Source organism: Rhodospirillaceae bacterium (genome assembly GCA_028819475.1).
Classification (GTDB): domain Bacteria; phylum Pseudomonadota; class Alphaproteobacteria; order Bin65; family Bin65; genus Bin65.
Window position 1 is genome coordinate 372,200 of sequence record JAPPLJ010000030.1, and the last position, 20,021, is coordinate 392,220.

The window sequence follows — 20,021 nt, forward strand, 5'->3', positions numbered from 1 at the left end:
TGTCCGCCGCAGGCCGTCAAGCCGCGACGATGCCTGTCTCGTCGGCCTTGAAATCGAAGGCCGCATCCATCAGGGCCCGCGTGTAGGCCGCCTGCGGATTGTCGAGCACGTCGGCCGCCGGGCCCTGCTCCACCACCTTGCCGTCGCGCATGACGATGACCTGGTGGCTCATCGCCCGGACGACCTTCAGATCGTGGCTGATGAACAGATAGGCCAGATCGTGATCGCGCTGAAGCTGGTGCAGCAGGTCGATGATCTGGCTTTGCACCGACCGGTCGAGCGCGGAGGTCGGTTCGTCCAGCACCACGACCTTCGGCTTGAGCACGATGGCGCGGGCGATCGAAACCCGCTGGCGCTGGCCGCCGGAAAATTCATGCGGATAGCGGTGGCGGGTATCGGGATCGAGGCCGGTCTCCGCCAGGGCATCGATGACCGCCCGCTCGCGCGCATCGGGGTCTCCCAGGCCGTGGATCTTGAGTCCTTCCTCGACGATCTCGCCGACCGAAAGCCGCGGGCTCAGGCTGCCGAACGGATCCTGGAACACGATCTGCATCTCGCGCCGCAGCGGGCGCAGCGCCTTCCAGCCGAGGCCCTGGATGTCCCGGCCCTGGTAGACGATGGGCCCGCGGCTCGAGATCAGCCGCAGCAGGCCCAGCCCGAGCGACGACTTGCCGGACCCGCTCTCGCCGACGACGCCGACGGTCTCGCCGGCCCGGACGCGCAAGGCCACCTCGTCGACCGCCTTGATGTGATCGACGGTGCGGCGGAACACGCCGGCCTTGATCGGATACCAGACCCGGAACCCTTCGGTGGCGAGCATTTCGGCGGCGCTGTCCGGCACCTCCGGCGGCGTGCCCTTCGGCTCCGAGGCCAGGAGGCGTTGGGTGTATTCGTGCTGCGGCCGGCCGAACACGTCGGCGACGGCGCCCTCCTCGACGATCTCGCCGAGGCGCATGACCGCGACCCGGTCGGCGAAATGTTCGACCACGCCGAGATCGTGGGTGATGAACAGGATGCCGAGGCCCATGTCCTTCTGGAGGTCCTTCAGGAGCTGGAGGATCGTCGCCTGGATCGTCACGTCAACAGCCGTCGTGGGCTCGTCGGCGATCAGCAGGTCGGGCTCGTTGGCGAGCGCCATGGCGATCATCACCCGCTGGCGCTGACCGCCCGAGAGTTCGTGCGGGAACGAGCCGAGCCGCCGCTCCGCCTCCTTGATGCCGACCTTCTCCAGCAGTTCGAGCACCCGCTTGCGCGCCGCGCCTTTCACCATGCCCTTGTGGATGCGCAGGATTTCGCCGATCTGCTTCTCGACGGTGTGCAGCGGGTTGAGGGCTGTCAGCGGCTCCTGGAAGATCATCGAAATGCGGTTGCCGCGAATCCGGCGCAGCACCTGCTTCGATGCGCCGATCAGCTCTTCGCCCTGGAAGTCGACGGCGCCGGCGGGATGGCTCGCCTGCGGGTAGGGCAGGAGCTGGAGCACCGACAGCGCCGAGACCGACTTGCCCGAGCCGCTTTCGCCGACGATCGCCAGCGTTTCGCCTTTATCGACATGAAAGGAAACGCCCTTGACGGCATGGACCGTGCCGTCCGGCACGTTGAAATCGACCTTCAGATTGTCGACGGTAAGCAGGCGTTCGGCGCTCATGGGACCCGTCCCGCGGCGGCGAGCGCGCCGTCGGCCGGCTGGCGGACGTTCGAAATTGCTGCTGCGGAATCCGGATCCTGCTCCGGCGGCGGCGCGGCGGCGGCGATGCCCTTGCGCGGATCGAAGGCGTCGCGCACCGCCTCGCCGATGAACACGAGCAGGCTCAGCAGGGCGGCGAGCACGAAGAACGCCGTGACGCCGAGCCAGGGCGATTCGAGGTTCGACCGGCCCTGCTTGAGCAATTCACCCAGCGACGGCGAGCCGGGCGGCAGGCCGTAGCCCAGGAAATCGAGCGACGTCAGCGCGACGATCGAGCCGGACAGGATGAAGGGCATGAAGGTGAGGGTCGCGACCATCGCGTTGGGCAGGACATGCCTGAACATGATGGTGACATTGCTCGCACCGAGCGCCCGGGCGGCGCGGACATAATCGAAATTGCGCGCGCGCAGGAATTCCGCGCGCACCACGCCGACCAGCGCCATCCAACTGAACAGCAGCAAGATGATGAGCAGCCACCAGAAATTCGGCTCCACGATGGCCGAAAGGATGATGAGCAGGTAGAGGATCGGGACGGATTCCCAGATTTCGATGAAGCGCTGCAGGGACAGGTCGGTCCAGCCGCCGAAATAGCCCTGGATCGCGCCCATCGCCACGCCGATCACGCTGCTGAGCAGCGTCAGGACCAAGCCGAACAGGACGGACAGGCGGAAACCGTAGATCACCCGGGCCAGCACGTCGCGCGCCTGGTCGTCGGTCCCGAGCGGGTTGGCGGCCGATGGCGGCGTCGGCGACGGTTCGGGCAGGCCGATGACCTGGGAATCGTAGCGGTAGGGGATGAGCGGCCAGACCATCCAGCCTTTCTCGCCGATCTTCTGCTGCACGAAGCGGTCGGTGTAGTCGGCCTCGGTCTCGAACTCGCCGCCGAAGGCCGTCTCGGCATAGCGGCTGACCGAGGGCAGGTAGAGGCCGCCGTCGTACCAGACGACGATCGGCCGGTCGTTGGCGATCAACTCGGCGAACAGGCTGAGGACAAAGAGCGCGGCGAAGATCCAGAGTGACCAATAGCCCCGCCGGTTGGCGCGGAAATTGGCCAGCCGCCGCGCCGTCACCGGCGTGATCCGCCACCACAGGACGCTGTCCTTCCGGGCCGGGGCGACGCTCATGGCCGGATACTCATGGCCGGATACTCATGGCCGGATACTCATGCCCGGATACTCATGCCTGGAGTCTCATGCTTGCCGGGCCTCGAAATCGATCCGCGGATCGACCCAGATGTAGGTGAGGTCGGTGATGAGCTTCACCAGCAGGCCGATCAGCGAGAAGAAGAACAGGGTTGCGAAGACGACCGGATAATCCCGGTTGACGATCGCCTCGAAGCCGAGCAGGCCGAGGCCGTCGAGATTGAAGATGATCTCGATCAGCAGCGAGCCGGTGAACAGGATGCCGATAAAGGCGCCGGGGAAGCCGGCGATCACGATCAGCATCGCGTTGCGGAAGACATGGCCGTAGAGCACCCGCCGCTCGCCCATGCCCTTGGCGCGCGCGGTCACGACATACTGCTTGTTGATCTCTTCGAGAAAGCTGTTCTTGGTCAGCAGCGTCAGCGCCGCAAAGCCGCCGATCACGAGCGCCAGCACCGGCAATGCAATGTGCCACAGATAGTCCAGCACCTGCCCGGCCGTGGAAAGCTCGCTGAAATTCTCCGACACCAGCCCCTTGAGCGGGAACCACTGGAACACCGCCCCGGTCGCGAACAGGATGACCAGCATGATAGCAAACAGGAATCCGGGAATTGCGTTGGCGACCACGACGACGCCGCTGGTCCAGATGTCGAAGGCCGAGCCGTCGCGCACCGCCTTGCGGATGCCGAGCGGGATACAGACCAGATAGACGATCAGCGTCGTCCACAACCCCAGCGATATCGAGACCGGCATCTTCTCCAGCACCAGATCGACCACCGGCCGGTTCTTGAAGAAGCTCTGGCCGAAATCGAAGGCCGCGTAGTTGGCGACCATCAGGACGAACCGTTCGTGGGGCGGCTTGTCGAGATTGAGCTGCTTGCGCAGCTTCTCCAGCAGCTCCGGATCGAGGCCCCGGCCGGCGCGCGATTCGGCGCCCGGCTGCCGCTCCTGCTGCCCGATGCCGGCCTCCTGCCCGCGGGACGAACCGGTGCGCTCCGCGACCTGGTCGCCGCCCTGGCGCAGGTTTGCGATCAGCTGCTCGATCGGCCCGCCCGGCGCCATGTTGATGATGACGAAGTTGATCACCATGATCCCGAGCAAGGTCGGGATGATCAGCAGCAGGCGGCGGACGATATAGGCCAGCATCGCGCGTTTCCCGCGACCGCTATTTCAGGCTCGCGATCCGGCCGCGCAGCCGGGCCGCCTTCGCAGGGTCGAACCACCAGGTCATGATATCCGCGCCGCCGATCGTCGGTTTGTCCGGATAGCCGAACTTGTCCCAGAACACGATGCGATCATAGGGGATGTGCCAGTTCGGGATGACGAAATGCTGGCTGAGCAGCAGCCGGTCGAGCGCCCGGGTCCGCAGCACCAGGCTCTTCCGGTCGGGCGCGGCGATCAACTGCTCCACCAGGTCGTCGACGGCCCGGTTCTGCAGGCCGCTCCAGTTGTTGCTGGCGGGCCGTTTGGCGGCAGCCGTCGTCCAGAAACCGCGCTGCTCGTTGCCCGGCGAGAGCGACTGGCCCCAGCCGAGGACGACGACGTCGAAATCGAACTTGCGCACCCGGTTGACATACTGGGAGAAATCGACCAGCCGGATGCGCATGTCGATGCCCAGCCGTTTCAGATTGCGCCGGATGGGCAGCACGATCCTTTCGAAGGCCGGCGAGCGCAACAGCAGGGTAAAGCTGAACGGCCGGCCCGTCTTTGCGTTGACCAAGCGGAAATCGCGGACGACCCAGCCGGCCTCTTTCAGCAGACTGAAGGCCGCGCGCAGGCCCGGACGGATGTTGCTGTCCCTGTAGACGGGCAGCGTGTAGGGCGATGCGAATATCCGGTCCGGCACCGCGCCGGGATAGCGCCGCTTCAAATCCTGCAACAGCCTCAGCACCGCGCCCCTGGGCTTGCCGGGGCGCGATGCGAGTTCGGAATTGTCGAAGAAGCTCCGGGTCCGGGCATACTGGCCGAAGAACAGGTTGCGGTTGGTCCATTCGAAATCGAAGGCGTAGACCAGCGCCCGCCGCACCCGCCAGTCCCGGAACAGCGGATTGCGCAAATTGTAGACGAAGGCCTGCATGCCGCTGGGCTGGCCGGTCGGGAAGGTCTTCTGGACCAGCAGCCCCTCGCGCTTCGCGGCGATGTCGTAGGCCCGCGCCCAGGCGGAGGCCGTGTTCTCGGCGCGATAGTCGAACTGGCCCGCCTTCAGCGCCTCGCGCATCACCGAGGCGTCGAAGAAATACTCGTAGCGGATCAGGTCGAAATTGTAATGGCCGACATTCGCCGGCAGGTTCCGGCCCCAATAGTCCTTGACCCGGAGAAATTCGATCCGGCGGCCGGGAGAGACCTTGCCGATCCGGTAGGGTCCGCTGCCGAGCGGCGGATCGAGGGAGAATTTCGAAAAGTCCCGCTTTTCCCAATAATGCTTGGGCAGAATGTTGAGGTCTCCGGCGACGATCAGGGGCAGCTCGCGGTTGGTGCCGCCGCGGAAGACGAACTTCACCGAACGCGGCCCGGTCCGCTCCATCCGGGCGATATCGCGGAAATAGTAGCGGTAGAACGGCCGGCCCTGCTTGCGCAGGATGTTCATGGAGAAAATCACGTCATCGACGGTGACGGGCCGACCGTCGTGCCAGCGCGCCGCGGGATTGAGCGTGAACTCGATCCAGGACCGGCCCTGCGGATAGCGGATCGATTCGGCGAGCAGCGGATAGAGCGTGAACGGTTCGTCATCCGCCCGGCGCATCAACGTGTCGTAGATCAGCCCGGCCCCGCTCGCCGCCGTGCCCTTGACGATGTAGGGATTCAGGCTGTCGAAGGTGCCCTGGGCCGCCAGCCACAGGCTGCCGCCCTTCGGCGCCTTCGGGTTGACATAGTCGAAATGCGGGAAGCCGGCCGAATATTTCGGCGTCCCGTGCATGGCGATGGCGTGGCTCTCGACGATGCCTGACGCCAAGGCAGCTTCGTCGGCGACGCTATGTGCCGACAGAGCGACAAGCGAAGCGAGAGCAGCCGGAATTGCAGCGATCCAGCGCATGAGGCTATTCGCGGTAAACCGATGGCGAAAGTAAGGCGAGAGATTCAGGCACGCTCGAACGGGTAAGATCTTTGCCGCGCTTACCACGGCTCGCGATACGGCCGGAGTTCGACGTTGAAGCTCCAGGTGCTGCGCGGCTGGTGGGCGATGCGGAAAAACTCGCCGGCAATGTCGGCCGGTTTGGCGTAGGCGTCGTCCGGCCGGTCCCCGCCCATCCGTTCGCGCACCCAGGGGATATCGATCATCGCGTCGACGGTGATGTGGGCGACGTGGAGCCCTTTGGGCCCGAGCTCCCGGGCCAGCGCTTCGGCGAGGATGCGCTGGCCCGCCTTGGTCGGCGCGAAGCCGGTGAAATGCGGCTTGCCGCGCCAGGCGCCGGTGTTGCCGGTGACCAGCAGGGCGGCATCGCCGCGCTCGACCATGGCCGGCGCCAGTTCCTGCGCCGCGACCAGCAGGGAGGACACGTTCACCCGGAAGGTGCGCTCGAAGTCGCCGATGTCGATCTCCCGGTAAGGCGCGAAGACCGCGAGAGCCCCGTTGTAGATCGCCACCTTCGGCACGCCGAGATCGGCGACGATCCGCGCGAGCGTCGCCCGCAGCGCCTCGTGATCGGTCACGTCGCACGGATAGGCGCGGCTGTCCGCAACCTCGCCGGCGATCCGCTCCAGCCGCCCGGCCTTGCGCGCGATCATGGCGACGGCATAGCCGCCCTCGGCAAACCGCCGGACCAGCGCCTCGCCCGTGCCGGGGCCGACGCCGATGACGAGGCAGGCGGGTTTCCGGTCCGTCATGCCGCCTCCAGGGGGACGATGTTCGAGAGATCGAGCGTCCTGCGGGCCTGGGCGAGGTCGTGAGCCCGCTGCAAATTCATCCAGAATTCGGGGGTATTGCCGAAGAACCTTGCCAGCCGCATGGCGGTATCGACCGTCAGCGACGTCTCGCCCCTGACCAGCCGTTCGATCCGGGTCCGGGGCACGTTCAGCCGTTTCGCAAGCGCGATCGCGCTCATGCCCAGCGGTTCGAGAAACAATTGGGCGAGCACCTCGCCCGGATGGGAGGGATTCTCCATCGGTTCTATCGCCCTGCCCTACGAATTCCTGTCCAGCCACATGTCGAGATAGCGGATGCGGTCGTGGCCCCAGAACGGTTCGCCGTCGGCGACCATGTGGGGCGTGCCGAATATCCCGGCTTCGGCGGCCTCCCGGCTGGTGTTGGCGCAGGCTTCGGCCGCTGCCGCATCGTCTGCCGCGGCGTCGACATCGGCCGTCGAAACCCCGGCCGCGGAGGCGGCTTCCTTCAGCGCGTCCGACTCCGACAGGTCCGCCCCTTCGGCCCAGTAGCCCTGCATCAGCGCGGCGGACAGGCGGTTGGCCGGCTCCGGGTCCTGCAACCGGATGCGCCAGATCAGGTGGCGCGCCTGGCTGAGATCGCCACGCGGGAAGGATTTGGGAATGTTGAGCGGCAGGCCGAGCAGGCCGGCGGTGCGCGTGAAATCCTTCTTGATGTAGCGGCCCTTGGCGATCGGATTGCCGATCGGCATGTAGTCGTGAATCTTCCAGACCGTCATCAGCGAGATCGGCACCCAGTCGATCCCGCGGCCGTGTTTCGCCGCCACCCTCTGCAATTCCGCGATGCCCAGATAGGTATGGGCGGAGGGGAGGTCGAAGTAGAGGGTAATCGGGTCGGCCATGAGGCGGTCTCTTCGGTTTTGCTGACGCGCGTCAAGCAATCAGGTCGGCAGGGAATGCGCAACCCCTGCGATTGCGTCGAACGCGCCCGCGACATCCTCTTCCGCAGCGTCGAACTGCCCGGCGACGAACCGGATCGCCACCCGGCCGCCATGGACGGTCTGGGTCAGGTAGATCGCGCCGTCGTCGTTGATCGCGTTGACCAGCCGCAGGTTAAGATCGTCCAGATCGTCTTCGGAAACGCCGTCCGGCGCATAGCGGAAGGAAAACAGCGACAGGACCGGCGCCGTGACGATTTCGAATCCGGGTTCCACCGCCAGCCGGGCGGCAAGAGCTTCGGTCCAGCGGACATGGTTGCGGATGCGGCGGCGCAGGCCGTCCAGGCCGTAGGCGCGCAGCAGGAACCAGACCTTGAGCGCGCGGAACCGCCGGCCGAGCGTGACCGACCATTCGCTGAAATTGACGATGCCGTCCCTGCCGTGGGTCCGGAGATATTCCGGCTGGATCGCCAGCGTGCGCACCAGCGTCTCCGGCGACCGGACAAAATGGGCCGAACATTCGACCGGCGCGCCGAGCCATTTGTGCGGATTGAGCACGATGCTGTCGGCCAGCTCCACGCCGTCCCAGAAATGCCGGTACTCCGGACAGATCATGGCGGAACCGGCCCAGGCGGCGTCGACATGGCTGTAGAGGCCCTCCTGCGCCGCCACGGTGCAGACGGCGCGCACATCGTCCATCGCGCCGACCGAGGTGCCGCCGACGCAGACGACGATGCCGGCCGGCGTCATCCCCGCTGCCCGGTCGTCGCGGATCGCCCGTTTCAGCGCATCGACATCCATCGCCAGCGCCGCATCGGTCGGCAGCTTGACCAGATTGTCCTGCCCGAGGCCGGCAACCCAGAGGGCCTTGTCGATCGAGCTGTGAGTCTGGTCCGAAGCGTAGATGCGCAATGGCGCCTTCCCGAACAGCCCCTCCCGGTTGCCCTGCCAGTCGAGGGCGCGCTCGCGCATGGTCAGCACGGCGCACAGGGTGGCGGTCGAGGCCGTATCCTGGAACACGCCCTTGAAATCCGCCGGCAGGCCGACCGCCTGGCGCAGCCAGTCGACCATTTTGATTTCCAGCTCGGTCGCTGCCGGCGAGGTCTGCCAGAGCATGCATTGCGCCGCCATGGCGCCGGCGAGCTGCTCGGCGACCACCGCGGCGGGCGCGGCGTTGGACGGGAAATAGGCGAAGAAGCGCGGATGCTGCCAATGGGTCATGCCGCCGGGAATCAGCCGTTCGAAGTCGGCGAAGATGTCCGCCATGTCGTGGGCGGCTTCCGGCGGCGCATCGGCGATCGCGGCGCCAATCTCGCCGGGTGTCGTCTGCGCCCGCACCGGCCGGTCGCGCAACGTCTCGCGATAGTCGGCGCTCCAGTCCGCCGCCTTGTGCGACCAGTGGCGAAAATCGAAATCGTCCATATCGAATTCCTGGGTCGGTATCCCGTCGAACTTGCGCCCGTCCGGGGCAGGCCGGATGCCGGATCGAAGCCGTGCAGATTACGCCCGGCGGCGGAACCGTGGCAGCGTTCAGATCAGCACGCAGGTCGCGACCAGCCCGAGCAGGCAGAACAGCAGAAACATGAACATCCAGGGCATCGGCCGGCTACTTCACGACCACTATTTCACGACGAGGTTGAGCGGCGCCCCGGTCAGCGCCTCGCACCCCGTCCCGGTGACGGCCACGGTCTGGCCGGTCGTCATGGCAAGGCCGGCGTCCGAATCGAAGATGATGATGTGGATGAAGAAGACCATGCCGGGCGCAGCCTCCACGGCATTGCCGTGGAAGAACATCGGCCAGTCCATCCAGATCGGCGCAAAGGTGGCCCCGAGGGAATAGCCGCAGGCGTTGAGCCGGTGCGCCTGCATGCCGGCCGCATCGATCACCCGTGCATGGGCGTCGAACACCTCGCCCACCGACCGGCCGGGCCGGAGCGCGTCCCTTGCGGCGTCGAGCGCCTCGACGGCGACCTTGTGCATTTCGACCTGCCGGGCCGGCGGCGCGCCGATGCACAGGGTGCGCATCAGGCAGGCGTGATAGCGCCGGTAGACGCCGGCGAATTCCAGGGTGAGCTGGTCCTGCGCATCCAGGTGCCGCCGGCCGGTGAAATAGCGGCACAGCAGCGCCTGCGGCCCGGAGCCGACGATGAATTCGTTGCCGGGATAGTCGCCGCCGCCGCGGAAGACCGCGCCCTGCATCGCGGCCAGGATATCGCCTTCGAAGGCGCCGGGTTCGGCGAGGTCGACCGCCGCCGCCCAGGCCGCGTCGGCCAGCTCCGCGGCGCGGCGGACATAGCCCATCTCCGCGGGGCTCTTGATCAGCCGCAGCCGGCTGACCAGCCGCGACGCATCTTCCAGCGTGCAGAACCCGTCCATCGCAGCCTCGACGGCGCGCCCGTTATTGGCGGTGAGACCGTAGGCCTCCCACTCCACGCCGAGGCGCCTGCCGCGGCAGCCATGTTCGTCCAGAATTGCGCGCAGTTGTTCCGCCGGGCCGGCGTCGGGCAGGTCGACCCAGATGCGGATGTCCTCGATGACGGACGTCTGTTGCGCCTGGCGCAGGTCGGGCGCGCGGGTGAGCAGCGTCATCGTGCCGTCCGCGCCGAGATAGAGGCACTGGAAAAAGACGAAGCCGAAGGTGTCGTAGCCGGTCAGCCAGAACATCGATTCCTGGCGGAAGCACAGCAGGCCGTCCAAGCCGGCCTCGGCCATCGCCGCGCAGGTCCGCCGCCGCCGGTCGGCCAGTTCGGCTTCGGAGAAATGCAGCGGCATTATCCGGCGTCCCCGGTCAGGCAGATCGCCGAGACGTTGCGGCCGTAATCCCGATGGCCGCGATGGGTGTTGCGCCGGAAGCTGAACAGCCGGTCGGGGTCGGCATAGGTATCGAGCCCGGTGTCGTACACGGCGGCGAGGCCGGCGGCCTCCAGCTGCGCAACGATGTAGCCGCCCAGGTCGAATTGGTGATGTCCCGGCCTGGCGCCGGTCTCGAAGAAGCGTGCATTGTCCGGGTCCTGCTCGAAAAATGGCGCGGGGAACTCCGGGCCGACTTCGTAAGAGGCCTGCCGGATGCAGGGCCCCAGCGCCGCGACGGTCTGCGACCGGTCGGCGCCCAGCCTTTCCATCGCCGCGACCGCGTTCGGCAGCACGCCGGCAAGGGCGCCTTTCCATCCGGCGTGGGCTGCGCCGACCACCCCGGCTTCGGCGTCGGCGAGCAGGACAGGCCCGCAATCCGCCGCCAGCACGCCGAGCCCGATGCCCGGCCGGTCCGTCACCATGGCGTCGCAGCGCGGGCGGGTCTCGCGGGTCCAGGGCTCAGAAACCGTCACGGTCCGGTCGCTGTGGCACTGGAATGCCGACACGAGAGCGCTTTCTTCGACCTCCAGTTCACCGGCCACGCGGCGCCGGTTTTCCGCGACCGCGCCGGGGTCGTCGCCGGACCCCTGCCCGCCGTTCAGCGAGGCATAGATGCCGGCGCTGACTCCGCCCCGGCTGCCGAAAAAGCCGTAGCGGATGCCGGGCAGCCCCTCGAACGGTGGCACGGAAGCAACGGTCAGGGACATGCGGGCGCAGGCCCGTTCCGCCTCAGCAATCGGCCTCAGCAATCGAGGGTGTTGCGCCGCTCCCAGTCCGAGATGGCGCCGGCGTATTCGTTCCATTCCCCGGTCTTGAGCTTGACGTAGCTCTTGACGAAGCTCTCTCCGAAACCGGCGCGCACGACCTTGTCGCGCTCGAACAGGCGCAGCGCATCGAGCAGGTTGAGCGGCAGCCTGCGCGCGCCGCGCAGCTTGTGGCCCTCGGCGTAGAGGTCGAGGTCGGTGCGCTTGCCGGGATCGCGCGCATTCTCGATGCCGTCGAGCCCGGCGACGACGATGCCCGCCTGCAGCAGGTAGGGATTGGCCGAGCCGTCCATGAGGCGCAGCTCGAAGCGCCCGGCGTCGGGAATCCGCACCATGGTCGTGCGGTTGTTGCCGCCATAGGCGACCATGTTGGGCGACCATGTCGCGCCCGACAGGGTGACCGGCGCGTTGATGCGCTTGTAGCTGTTCACCGTCGGGTTCCAGATCGCGCACAGCGCCGGCGCGTTGTGGACGATGCCGCCGAGGAAATTGTACGCGAGCGCGGACAGGCCGAACCCCTCGTCCGCGTCGTCGAAAAGGTTGGTCTCGCCGGCGTCGTCCCAGAAGGAAATGTGCGCGTGGCAGCCGTTGCCGGTCAGGTTGGGGAAGGGCTTGGGCATGAAGGTCGCGCGCAGCCCGTGCTTCTCGGCGATCGACTTGACCATGAATTTGAAAAAGACGTGGCGGTCGGCCGTCACAAGGGCGTCGTCGTAGCTCCAGTTCATCTCGAACTGGCCGTTGGCGTCTTCGTGGTCGTTCTGGTAGGGCCCCCAGCCGAGGCTCAGCATGGCGTCGCAGATCTCGGAGACGACGTCGTAGCGGCGCATCAGGGCCGACTGATCGTAGCAGGGCTTGGCCTGGATATCGAGCGGGTCGGAAATCGCCTCGCCGTCGGGCGTCACAATGAAATATTCCGCTTCGACGCCGGTCTTGACACGGTAGCCCATCTGCCGCGCCGCCGCCAGCCTGCCCTTGAGCAGCAGCCGCGGCGTATCCCGCATCGGCTCGCCCTCCATCCAGCAATCGCCGGCGAGCCAGCCGATCTCCGGCTTCCACGGTAGCTGGATCAGGCTGCCGGGATCGGGCTTGACCAGCATGTCGGGCTCGGCGGGGGACGAGTCGAGCCACGCGGCGAAGGCGGCGAAACCGGCGCCTTCCTCCTGCATGTCCGCGATGGCTTCGGCGGGGACGAGCTTGGCCCGCAGCACGCCGAACAGGTCCACGAAGCTGATCAGGAAATAGCGGATTTCCTTCTGTTTTGCGGTCTCGGCAAGATTGACGGCCATCGCTCCATCCTCCTCCTGTCCCGGGGCCGGCCGGGGCGCTCGCCGCGCCCGGCCGCCGGTCGAAGGATGTTGCCGAAATTCGGCGCGATATGCAAACCGGCGAAGGCGCGCGTAGTGACTCAACTTGATTTGCGACGCTGGACCGAATCCATTCGTTCCCCGTCATTTCGACCGGAGCGGCGCAGCCGCGTAGCGGAGAAATCTTTCCGGAACAATGCTTGGGACCAGGCTTCGCAGATGAAAGATTTCTCCGCTACGCCCCGGATAAATCCGAGGCTTCGGTCGAAATGACGGAGAGGGAATCGACTCTGGCCGCCACGAAAAGTCAATCCGAGACACTACCAAGCGGCGCGCCGCGAACTGCCGCCGAAGGCGTCTAGGGCGGAAACCCGGGCAGCGCGGCGCAGGACGGCGCGGTGACCGCCATTGCCTTGAAGGCCGTTCCCATCGCGGCCGGATCGATCAGCCGGTCGATGGCGGTGTCGATGATGGCGGCGTCTTCCGCCGAAGCCGAAGCCTTGAGTGCCGTCCGGCGGGCTTCGATCCCCAGCGACCGGAGAAAGGCGGCCTGCCCGACCGGGCCCAGGACGGCGGCGCCCTCGGTTCCCGCCGCTTCGCAGAGTCGGGCGAAATCGACATCGACGCTCAGGTCGGTCTCGCCGGCCCCGTCCAGCGGATCGACCAGCCGGTGCCCCCGGATGCCGCGGAGCGTCGACCTTCCGGCAGGCAGGTTGCCGCCATAATCGATCAGCAACGCGGCACCGCCGGCTGCAACGAGCCGCCGCGCCAGGTCGCGAACGAAAGCGAGCGCATCCGGCTGTATTTCCCCGATCGCGCCGGGTTCGGCTTTTGCCGGCAGCGACAGGCCGGACGCCGCGACGGCATCGGCCGGATTGTCGCCGGCGGCGAAGACCAGCCGGCCGGCTTCGGACCCGGATTCGGACCCGGATTCTGACCCCGATTCAGACCCCAATTCAGACCCCAGTTCAGACAGGGCCACCGTCCGCTCGCGCCAGCCGTCCGGCGTCATGACGAACTGCCGGGCCGGCAGGGCATCGAGAAACTCGTTGGCAACCAGGAACACCGGGCCTTCCGGCAGCCCGTCCAGCCGCTCGATCCAGACCGGCGCCGCCCCGGCCAGGGCCTTCGCCTGGACGGCGCGCAACGTCGCGTTGCTCTCGATCAGGTGAAGGCGCGCGGCAGCGGCGAAACCGGGAACGACATGCCGGATCGCCCGCAGGGCATCGGCCATCAGCGCACTCCGCCCGGGGCCGGCCTCGCACAGGATACAGGGATCGGGTCGCCCGGCCCGCTCCCAGGCTTCCGCCGCCCAAAGGCCAACCAGTTCCCCGAAGACCTGGCTGATTTCCGGTGCGGTGATGAAGTCGCCGCCGCGCCCGATCGCCGCCGCCTGCCGGTAATATCCGTACTCGGGATGCTGCAGGGCGAGCGCCATGAACCGGAAGACCGGCATGGGCCCGCTCTGCGCGATCATGCGCCGGACCAGCCGGTCGAGCGGCGTCACCCTTTGTCCGCCGCCGGGTTGACGGCGACGGCCGCTCTTTTCCGGGCGCGCAGGATCAGCCAGACGCCCAGGGCGACCAGCGGCAGGGACAGCAGCTGGCCCATGGTGACGAAGCCGAACAGGAAACCGCTGCCGGGCAGGAAGGCGTCGGGCTGGCGGAAGAATTCGACGATGAACCGGGCGATGCCGTAGCCGGCGCAGAACAGGCCGGTCAATTCGCCGGGCCGGTCGAGGGCGCCCGTCCGCCGGCGCCACAGGTTGATGACGACGAACAGCAGCAGCCCTTCGAGAAAGGCCTCGTAGAGCTGCGACGGATGCCGCGGCAGCGGCCCGCCGCCCGGAAACACCATCGCCCAGGGCACGTCGCTCACCCGCCCCCAGAGTTCGCCGTTGATGAAATTGGCCAGCCGCCCGAGCAGCAGCCCCAGCGGCACGGCGCAGGCCGCGAGGTCGCCGGCGGAGAGCATGTCAATGCGCCGCTTGCGGCAGAACAGAACGATGGCGAGCGCCACGCCGATCAGCCCGCCATGGAATGCCATGCCGCCCTGCCACAAGGCGAGGATCCGTTCGGGGTTCTCCAGATAGAAGCCCGGTTTGTAGAAAATCACATAGCCGAGCCGGCCGCCGACGATCACGCCCAGCGTCGCCCAGAACATCAGGTCGTCGACCGCCCGGTCGTCCAAGGTCCGCGATCCGGCCCGCGATCCGGCCGGCCGTGTGCCGGCCAGGCGGCGCATGAACCACCAGGCGTAGGCCAGCCCGCCGACATAGGCCAACGCATACCACCGGATTTCGACCGGCCCGAGCCGGACCAGCACCGGATCGATCGACGGATAGGCAAGCGCGAGGAGGATCGGATCCATCGGCGGTCCGCAGCAGGGCAACAGGGGTCGTCGGCCGGTAACCTGCGGGTTGCGTCAGCCCGCACACCGCCATCCGGACGTTCGCCGGACAGACGGCGAGACGACCGAACCCGGCGACCGGACCCGGCAACCGGAATTGTGGACGCCTTATACGTTTGCGGCCGAACGGCGGCAATGTCCGGCCGTATCCGGTTCGGCATGCGGCGCCGGCGGGATGGCGCTTGGGCAGGCTATAGAATTTTCACCTATTTTATCACTTTTTTCTTGACATGCCAGTTTTTGTCTCCTATATCGGCCCCTGTCAACGCCCGAGTTGCGCCCGAAACGCATCCGGGAGTGCCCCACGGGCGGCCTTTCCGTTCAATCCAGCCGGCAATACACCGCGTCCCTCTTTAGGTAGGAGGATGCGGCATGACATTTCATGACATATCCCGGGACCGTCACCCCGACCGACCGTCCCCTCATCGTCATCCCGACCGAGCGGAGCGAGCGGAGGGATCTCGGCTCGATCGCGACAATGCGAAACCCGGAGTCCGGCGACGAGATTCCTCCACTCCGCCCCGGATTAAATCCGGGGCTCCGGTCGGAATGACGGAGAAAGAGCAGGGCGCAGCCCGAAACGCCGCGACCCGGCGTTTTCGGCCAATTTTCTGCACAACGCGGGGTGCCCTTTCCGGGCCGGGCCCGGGTCAGGAACACCGGCCAAGCCTCTGTTTTTCCGGCCCATTTGTCGGAAACAAACGGGGAACAATTGGGAACGTCAACAAGGAATATGATCCTGTAAGAAATGAATTTGCGTCAAATCCGGCCTGACGCTCCGAGTCGCCGCCGGCCCGGAAAGCCACGCGGTACAAGGCTTTGCGCGCAGCGCCGCCGGGCCATGGCCGGGCCGTTCCGGATTTTTTTATTTTTATGGAACGGTCTGTCCAGATCAGGGAAGCGGGCCAACCTCCTGTTTCTCTGCCCTATTTGCCGGAATCGAATATTGAACGACCGCACAAGAATGCTGGCAGGCGATCCGGCAGCGTCTCGGTTCGACTTGTGGCGCCGAACCGAGCCCTTTTCTTCGCCGTCATTTCGACCGGAGCGCCGGATTTATCCGGGGCGGAGCGGAGAAATCTTTTTCCGGCGGAGCAAGGTCCGAAGTATCAGACTGAAAAGATTTCTCCACTGCGCGGCTGCGCCGCTCCGGTCGAAATGACGGGGTCGAAATGACTGACGGGGATCGGCGCCTTACCGGGGCGCTGTCCAGTGTCCGGGCCAATGTTCGGGCCAATGTTCGGGATTGGGCGTTTCGGCATTCCTGCGTATAGAAAGCGGCATGAGACTTGCGAGCGCCCTTGTTTCGGCCCTTCCGCTTGTTGCAGCGCCGGCGCATGCGAAGATCGGCGGCAACGGCGTCATCTTCGCGGCGGCCAGCCTGAAGGCGCCGCTGGACCGCGCGGTCGAACGGCTGGTGACGCAACGGCGCTGCCTCGCGCCGGGCGGCACGATCCGCGTGTCCTATGCATCGAGCGGCATCCTCGCCCGCCAGATCCGGTTCGGCGCGCCGGCCGACCTGTTCGTCAGCGCCGATCCGCGCTGGCTCGACTATCTCGAACGCAACGGCCGGATCGATCCGGCGGCGCGGCGCACGCTGTTCACCAACCGTCTGGTCGCCATCGCCCACGGTCCCGGTGGACGGTCCGGACGTGCCGAACGGCTTGCGCCCGGCACGGCGACGGCGCGCCGCCTGGGGCGGGAGCGTCTGGCCATCGGAGATCCGGGCCATGTGCCGGCCGGGCGCTATGCGAAGGCGGCGCTCCAGTCCCTCGGCCTGTGGCAGCGGGCGCGGCGCAATATCGTGCTGGCCGCGAACGTGCGCGTCGTTGCGGCCTATGTCGTCCGCAGGGAAACGGCATTGGGCATCGTCTACGAAACCGACGCGATCGCCGAGCCGCGCGTCCGCATCGCCGCGCGCATCCCGGCAGCCGCCCATCCGCCGATCCGCTACGACGCTGCAATCGTCAGGGGCGGCGACGCGGACTGCGCCCGGCGCTGGCTCGAGGCGCTCCACAGCCCGGCCTACCGCAGGATTTTCGCCGATGCCGGCTACGGCATGCCGAAGGACCGCTAGGGCCCCGCGCCGATGTTGAGCGAAGCGGAAACCGACGCCCTGCTGCTCAGCCTGAAGGTCTCCTTCTGGAGCCTGCTGATCGCCCTGCCGGTCGCCGTTGCGCTCGGCTGGGTGCTCGCGCGCAAAGAGTTTCGCGGCAAGCTGCTCGTCAATGCCTTCATCACCCTGCCGCTGGTCCTGCCGCCGGTCGTGACCGGTTTCGTGCTGCTGATCCTGTTCGGCAACCAGGGCTGGATCGGCAGCTGGCTCAAGGACTGGTTCGGCATCGAGATCGCCTTTCGCTGGACCGGGGCGGCGGTGGCGGCCGGCGTCATGGCCTTTCCGCTGATCGTGCGGCCGATCCGCCTCTCCTTCGAAGCCGTCGACGTGCGGCTGGAACAGGCCGCCGCGACGCTTGGCGCCGGGCGGTGGCGGCGCTTCGCCACGATCGCCCTGCCGCTTGCGATGCCCGGCGTGCTGGCCGGCGCCGTGCTCGGCTTCGCCAAGGCGCTGGGCGAATTCGGCGCAACCATCACCCTGGTCTCGAATATCCCGGGCGAAACGCAGACCCTCTCGCTCGCGGTCTACGCGCTGCTCCAGGTGCCGGGCGAGGAGAGCGCCGTATTCCGCCTCACCCTGATCGCCATCGCCATTTCGGTTCTCGCCGTCGTGGCGTCGGAAATCCTGGCCCGGCGGGCGCGCCGCGGCCTGTCTGCCACGGAGCGGTCCGGCGATGCTTGACGTCGACGCGAGAAAGCGCCTCGGCGAAACGGCGCTCGATATACGGTTCGAAAGTGCCGGCGGCGTGACGGCCCTGTTCGGCCGGTCCGGGGCCGGCAAGACCAGCACGGTCCAGATGATCGCCGGGCTCATGACGCCGGACGCCGGGCGGATCGCGCTGGGCGGCCGTATCCTGTTCGACGGCGCAAAGGGCATCGATATCGCAACGCCGCAGCGCCGGGTCGGCGTCGTGTTCCAGGAAGGCCGCCTGTTCCCGCACCTGACGGTCCGCCGCAATCTGCTCTACGCGAGAGCGGCCGGACGCAACGGCCGGTTCAGCGGCGTCATCGGCATGCTGGGCCTCGAAGCGCTTCTGGAACGGAAGCCGGCGACCCTTTCGGGCGGCGAACAGCAGCGCGTGGCGATCGGCCGGGCCCTGTTGTCCGAGCCCGACATCCTGCTGATGGACGAACCCCTGGCGTCCCTCGACGCCGCCCGGAAGGCGGAAATCCTGCCCTATATCGAGCGGCTGCGCGACGAGGCCGGCCTGCCCGTCGTCTATGTCAGCCACCAGATCGACGAAGTGGCGCGCCTTGCCGACCGGGTCGTCCTGCTGTCGGACGGATCGGTCGCGGCCACCGGCTCGGTCGACGAGGTCTTCACCCGCCCGGAGCTGATGCCGCTGACAGGCCGGTTCCAGGCCGGCGCCGTACTGGCCGCCCGCGTCGCCGAACAGGACGTCGCCGGCGCGATGAGCCGGCTCGCCATTCCCGGCGGCAGCCTGTGGGTGCCCTCCGTGCCGCTGCCGGTGGGCAGCGCGATCCGGGTGCGGATCCGGGCGCGGGACGTCTCCGTCGCCCTGGAGAAGCCGGACCGCGTCAGCATCCGCAACATCCTGCCAGGAACGGTCCGGTCGGTGACGGAATCCGACGGGCCGTTCCGGACCGTGGCGATTTCCATCGCCGGCGAGACGGGGGAAAGCCGCATCGCCGCCACGGTGACCGCCAACGCGGTTCGCGATCTGGAACTGGCGCCGGGCGTGGACGTCTTCGCGCTGATCAAGTCGGTGGCGATGGACCGGCGCAGCATGGCGCTGCCGCCGCGCGACGAGATCGTGACATGACCCGGCTTCCGTCCGGCGCGGCGACGCGGCGTTTGCCGTGCGGCGGCGGCGCGCCCATGTAATGCGCCATTGAAAGTCGGGGCGGCAGGAGGCATCGCCATGCAGGCCAACAACAAGCTGATCGACGATTTCGCCCGGGTCACGACGGGTATGCTGGGCGTCGCCGCCGGTGTCCGGTCGGAAGCGGAGGCGATGGTCAAGGCCCGGCTCCAGGGATTGCTGGCCGACATGGACCTGGTGACCCGCGAGGAGTTCGACGTCGCCCGGGACATGGCGGCAAAGGCGCGCGACGGGCAGGAGGCCCTCGAAGCGCGGTTGACCGAACTCCAGCAGCGCCTGGAAAAGCTCGAAAAACCGGCGCGCGGCCGCCGCAAGGGCGCGTGATCGCCCGCAAAAAATCTGTACGCCGAAACACCGGCAATTTTTCCGCGACGCCGCCGGGCGCAATGTCGATACGGGAGCGCCGCAACTTGCGGCAAACGGCGAATCAATATCTTGTGTAAAACCTGATTTGCACTAATAAATCTTGTTGCGAGAAAATACGTACGGTGGCAGGCTCCACATCTGGTGGTATGCGGCCGTTCCAATACCACAAGATAAAGGTCAGTGATCGGTCGCGCGCGGTATCGCCGGCCGCGGCGGGCGGCGCCCCGCGTTCACGCTCCGGCTCCTCTCTTTCCAGGAGCCGCTACAGGAGAGCGACTCATGTCTGGCATCGCGCTCGATACCTGGACAACGCCCAACCCCCTGGACACACTGGAAGAAATCGTCGCTGCGAACGAATGGTCGTTCGAGCGCAGCGGCGACGACGAAATGGCCGTCGAATATCCGGGCCACTGGTGCGGCTACCACATGCATTTCGTGTGGAGCGAGGATCTGAACGCCATTCATCTTTCCTGTTTCATGGACATGCGCATTCCCAAGAAGAAACTGATCGATATCTCGCAGTTACTGCTGAAGATAAACAACAAGCTCTGGCTGGGCACTTTCGTCGTTCCGGAAGAGGATTCGAACCCGGTCTTCCGGCACACGGTGCTGCTGCGCGGCCACCAGGGCGCCAGCGTCGAACAGCTCGAAGACCTGGTTGACATCGCCCTGTCCGAGTGCGAGCGATTCTATCCCGCCTTCCAGTTCGTCACCTGGGGCGGCAAGACGGCCAACGAGGCGGTGACCGCTTCCCTGCTGGACACCGTTGGAGAAGCATAA

19 protein-coding genes are annotated in these 20,021 nt (G+C 66.9%); 6 read left to right on the forward strand and 13 right to left on the reverse strand.

The genetic code is table 11. The features are described 5' to 3' along the window. Positions 1–16 precede the first annotated feature (16 nt). From OXM58_09360 to lgt, 13 genes are all read right to left on the reverse strand, one after another. Entirely contained in the window at positions 17–1,645 is a 1,629-nt protein-coding gene (locus OXM58_09360) for an ABC transporter ATP-binding protein (protein ID MDE0148570.1), read from the reverse strand. Beyond that, positions 1,642–2,808, reverse strand: a complete 1,167-nt coding sequence (locus OXM58_09365; protein ID MDE0148571.1) for an ABC transporter permease — start codon at positions 2,806–2,808, stop codon at positions 1,642–1,644. The genes OXM58_09360 and OXM58_09365 overlap by 4 nt, the downstream gene beginning before the upstream one ends. A gap of 66 nt (positions 2,809–2,874) precedes the next feature. Continuing rightward, a complete protein-coding gene (locus tag OXM58_09370; GenBank protein ID MDE0148572.1) occupies positions 2,875–3,972 on the reverse strand; it encodes a microcin C ABC transporter permease YejB in 1,098 nt (365 codons plus the stop codon). A gap of 19 nt (positions 3,973–3,991) precedes the next feature. Beyond that, a complete protein-coding gene (locus OXM58_09375) occupies positions 3,992–5,779 on the reverse strand; it encodes an extracellular solute-binding protein (protein ID MDE0148573.1) in 1,788 nt (595 codons plus the stop codon). 161 nt (positions 5,780–5,940) lie between these two features. Beyond that, entirely contained in the window at positions 5,941–6,651 is a 711-nt protein-coding gene (locus OXM58_09380; GenBank protein MDE0148574.1) for an SDR family NAD(P)-dependent oxidoreductase, read from the reverse strand. Continuing rightward, positions 6,648–6,929 carry a HigA family addiction module antitoxin gene (locus OXM58_09385; GenBank protein ID MDE0148575.1) on the reverse strand — a complete coding sequence of 94 codons (282 nt, stop codon included), beginning with the start codon at positions 6,927–6,929 and terminating at the stop codon, positions 6,648–6,650. Before OXM58_09385 ends, OXM58_09380 begins: the two co-directional genes overlap by 4 nt. An 18-nt stretch (positions 6,930–6,947) precedes the next feature. Then, complete coding sequence (locus OXM58_09390) at positions 6,948–7,550, reverse strand: DsbA family protein (protein MDE0148576.1); 603 nt, start codon at positions 7,548–7,550, stop codon at positions 6,948–6,950. Positions 7,551–7,589: 39 nt separating this feature from the next. Next, positions 7,590–9,008, reverse strand: a complete 1,419-nt coding sequence (locus OXM58_09395) for a pyridoxal-dependent decarboxylase (protein MDE0148577.1) — start codon at positions 9,006–9,008, stop codon at positions 7,590–7,592. Positions 9,009–9,206: 198 nt separating this feature from the next. Then, the gene (locus OXM58_09400; protein ID MDE0148578.1) at positions 9,207–10,358 is read right to left on the reverse strand and encodes a Xaa-Pro peptidase family protein; all 1,152 of its coding nucleotides are present in this window, start codon (positions 10,356–10,358) and stop codon (positions 9,207–9,209) included. Then, positions 10,358–11,146, reverse strand: a complete 789-nt coding sequence (gene pgeF, locus OXM58_09405; protein MDE0148579.1) for a peptidoglycan editing factor PgeF — start codon at positions 11,144–11,146, stop codon at positions 10,358–10,360. Before pgeF ends, OXM58_09400 begins: the two co-directional genes overlap by 1 nt. Before the next feature lie 35 nt (positions 11,147–11,181). After that, positions 11,182–12,489: a type III glutamate--ammonia ligase gene (gene glnT / locus OXM58_09410; protein ID MDE0148580.1), complete on the reverse strand. Its 1,308-nt coding sequence runs from the start codon at positions 12,487–12,489 to the stop codon at positions 11,182–11,184. 376 nt (positions 12,490–12,865) lie between these two features. After that, positions 12,866–14,014: an SAM-dependent methyltransferase gene (locus tag OXM58_09415; GenBank protein MDE0148581.1), complete on the reverse strand. Its 1,149-nt coding sequence runs from the start codon at positions 14,012–14,014 to the stop codon at positions 12,866–12,868. Further along, positions 14,011–14,868, reverse strand: coding sequence for a prolipoprotein diacylglyceryl transferase (lgt, locus tag OXM58_09420; GenBank protein ID MDE0148582.1), 858 nt, complete (start codon positions 14,866–14,868; stop codon positions 14,011–14,013). Before lgt ends, OXM58_09415 begins: the two co-directional genes overlap by 4 nt. Positions 14,869–15,735: 867 nt before the next feature. Here lgt and OXM58_09425 point away from each other — a divergent pair. The 6 genes from OXM58_09425 (at position 15,736) to OXM58_09450 (ending at position 20,021) form a co-directional block, all read left to right on the forward strand. Further along, complete coding sequence (locus OXM58_09425) at positions 15,736–16,092, forward strand: hypothetical protein (GenBank protein MDE0148583.1); 357 nt, start codon at positions 15,736–15,738, stop codon at positions 16,090–16,092. Between the two features lie 106 nt (positions 16,093–16,198). Continuing rightward, a complete protein-coding gene (modA, locus tag OXM58_09430; GenBank protein ID MDE0148584.1) occupies positions 16,199–16,993 on the forward strand; it encodes a molybdate ABC transporter substrate-binding protein in 795 nt (264 codons plus the stop codon). A 12-nt stretch (positions 16,994–17,005) separates the two neighbouring features. Continuing rightward, complete coding sequence (gene modB / locus OXM58_09435; GenBank protein MDE0148585.1) at positions 17,006–17,713, forward strand: molybdate ABC transporter permease subunit; 708 nt, start codon at positions 17,006–17,008, stop codon at positions 17,711–17,713. Next, positions 17,706–18,815, forward strand: a complete 1,110-nt coding sequence (gene modC / locus OXM58_09440; protein MDE0148586.1) for a molybdenum ABC transporter ATP-binding protein — start codon at positions 17,706–17,708, stop codon at positions 18,813–18,815. The genes modB and modC overlap by 8 nt, the downstream gene beginning before the upstream one ends. A gap of 99 nt (positions 18,816–18,914) precedes the next feature. Then, positions 18,915–19,199: an accessory factor UbiK family protein gene (locus OXM58_09445; GenBank protein ID MDE0148587.1), complete on the forward strand. Its 285-nt coding sequence runs from the start codon at positions 18,915–18,917 to the stop codon at positions 19,197–19,199. A gap of 321 nt (positions 19,200–19,520) precedes the next feature. After that, positions 19,521–20,021 carry a YbjN domain-containing protein gene (locus tag OXM58_09450; protein MDE0148588.1) on the forward strand — a complete coding sequence of 167 codons (501 nt, stop codon included), beginning with the start codon at positions 19,521–19,523 and terminating at the stop codon, positions 20,019–20,021.

Coding starts and splice junctions, on each gene's coding strand:
- OXM58_09400 (MDE0148578.1), bottom strand. CDS start 10,358: ATGCCGCTGCATTTCTCCGAAGCCGAACTGGCCGACCGGCGGCGGCGG.
- OXM58_09365 (MDE0148571.1), bottom strand. CDS start 2,808: ATGAGCGTCGCCCCGGCCCGGAAGGACAGCGTCCTGTGGTGGCGGATC.
- OXM58_09395 (MDE0148577.1), bottom strand. CDS start 9,008: ATGGACGATTTCGATTTTCGCCACTGGTCGCACAAGGCGGCGGACTGG.
- OXM58_09445 (MDE0148587.1), top strand. CDS start 18,915: ATGCAGGCCAACAACAAGCTGATCGACGATTTCGCCCGGGTCACGACG.
- OXM58_09450 (MDE0148588.1), top strand. CDS start 19,521: ATGTCTGGCATCGCGCTCGATACCTGGACAACGCCCAACCCCCTGGAC.
- modB (MDE0148585.1), top strand. CDS start 17,006: ATGTTGAGCGAAGCGGAAACCGACGCCCTGCTGCTCAGCCTGAAGGTC.
- OXM58_09390 (MDE0148576.1), bottom strand. CDS start 7,550: ATGGCCGACCCGATTACCCTCTACTTCGACCTCCCCTCCGCCCATACC.
- OXM58_09360 (MDE0148570.1), bottom strand. CDS start 1,645: ATGAGCGCCGAACGCCTGCTTACCGTCGACAATCTGAAGGTCGATTTC.
- OXM58_09385 (MDE0148575.1), bottom strand. CDS start 6,929: ATGGAGAATCCCTCCCATCCGGGCGAGGTGCTCGCCCAATTGTTTCTC.
- glnT (MDE0148580.1), bottom strand. CDS start 12,489: ATGGCCGTCAATCTTGCCGAGACCGCAAAACAGAAGGAAATCCGCTAT.
- pgeF (MDE0148579.1), bottom strand. CDS start 11,146: ATGTCCCTGACCGTTGCTTCCGTGCCACCGTTCGAGGGGCTGCCCGGC.
- OXM58_09380 (MDE0148574.1), bottom strand. CDS start 6,651: ATGACGGACCGGAAACCCGCCTGCCTCGTCATCGGCGTCGGCCCCGGC.
- modC (MDE0148586.1), top strand. CDS start 17,706: ATGCTTGACGTCGACGCGAGAAAGCGCCTCGGCGAAACGGCGCTCGAT.
- OXM58_09370 (MDE0148572.1), bottom strand. CDS start 3,972: ATGCTGGCCTATATCGTCCGCCGCCTGCTGCTGATCATCCCGACCTTG.
- modA (MDE0148584.1), top strand. CDS start 16,199: ATGAGACTTGCGAGCGCCCTTGTTTCGGCCCTTCCGCTTGTTGCAGCG.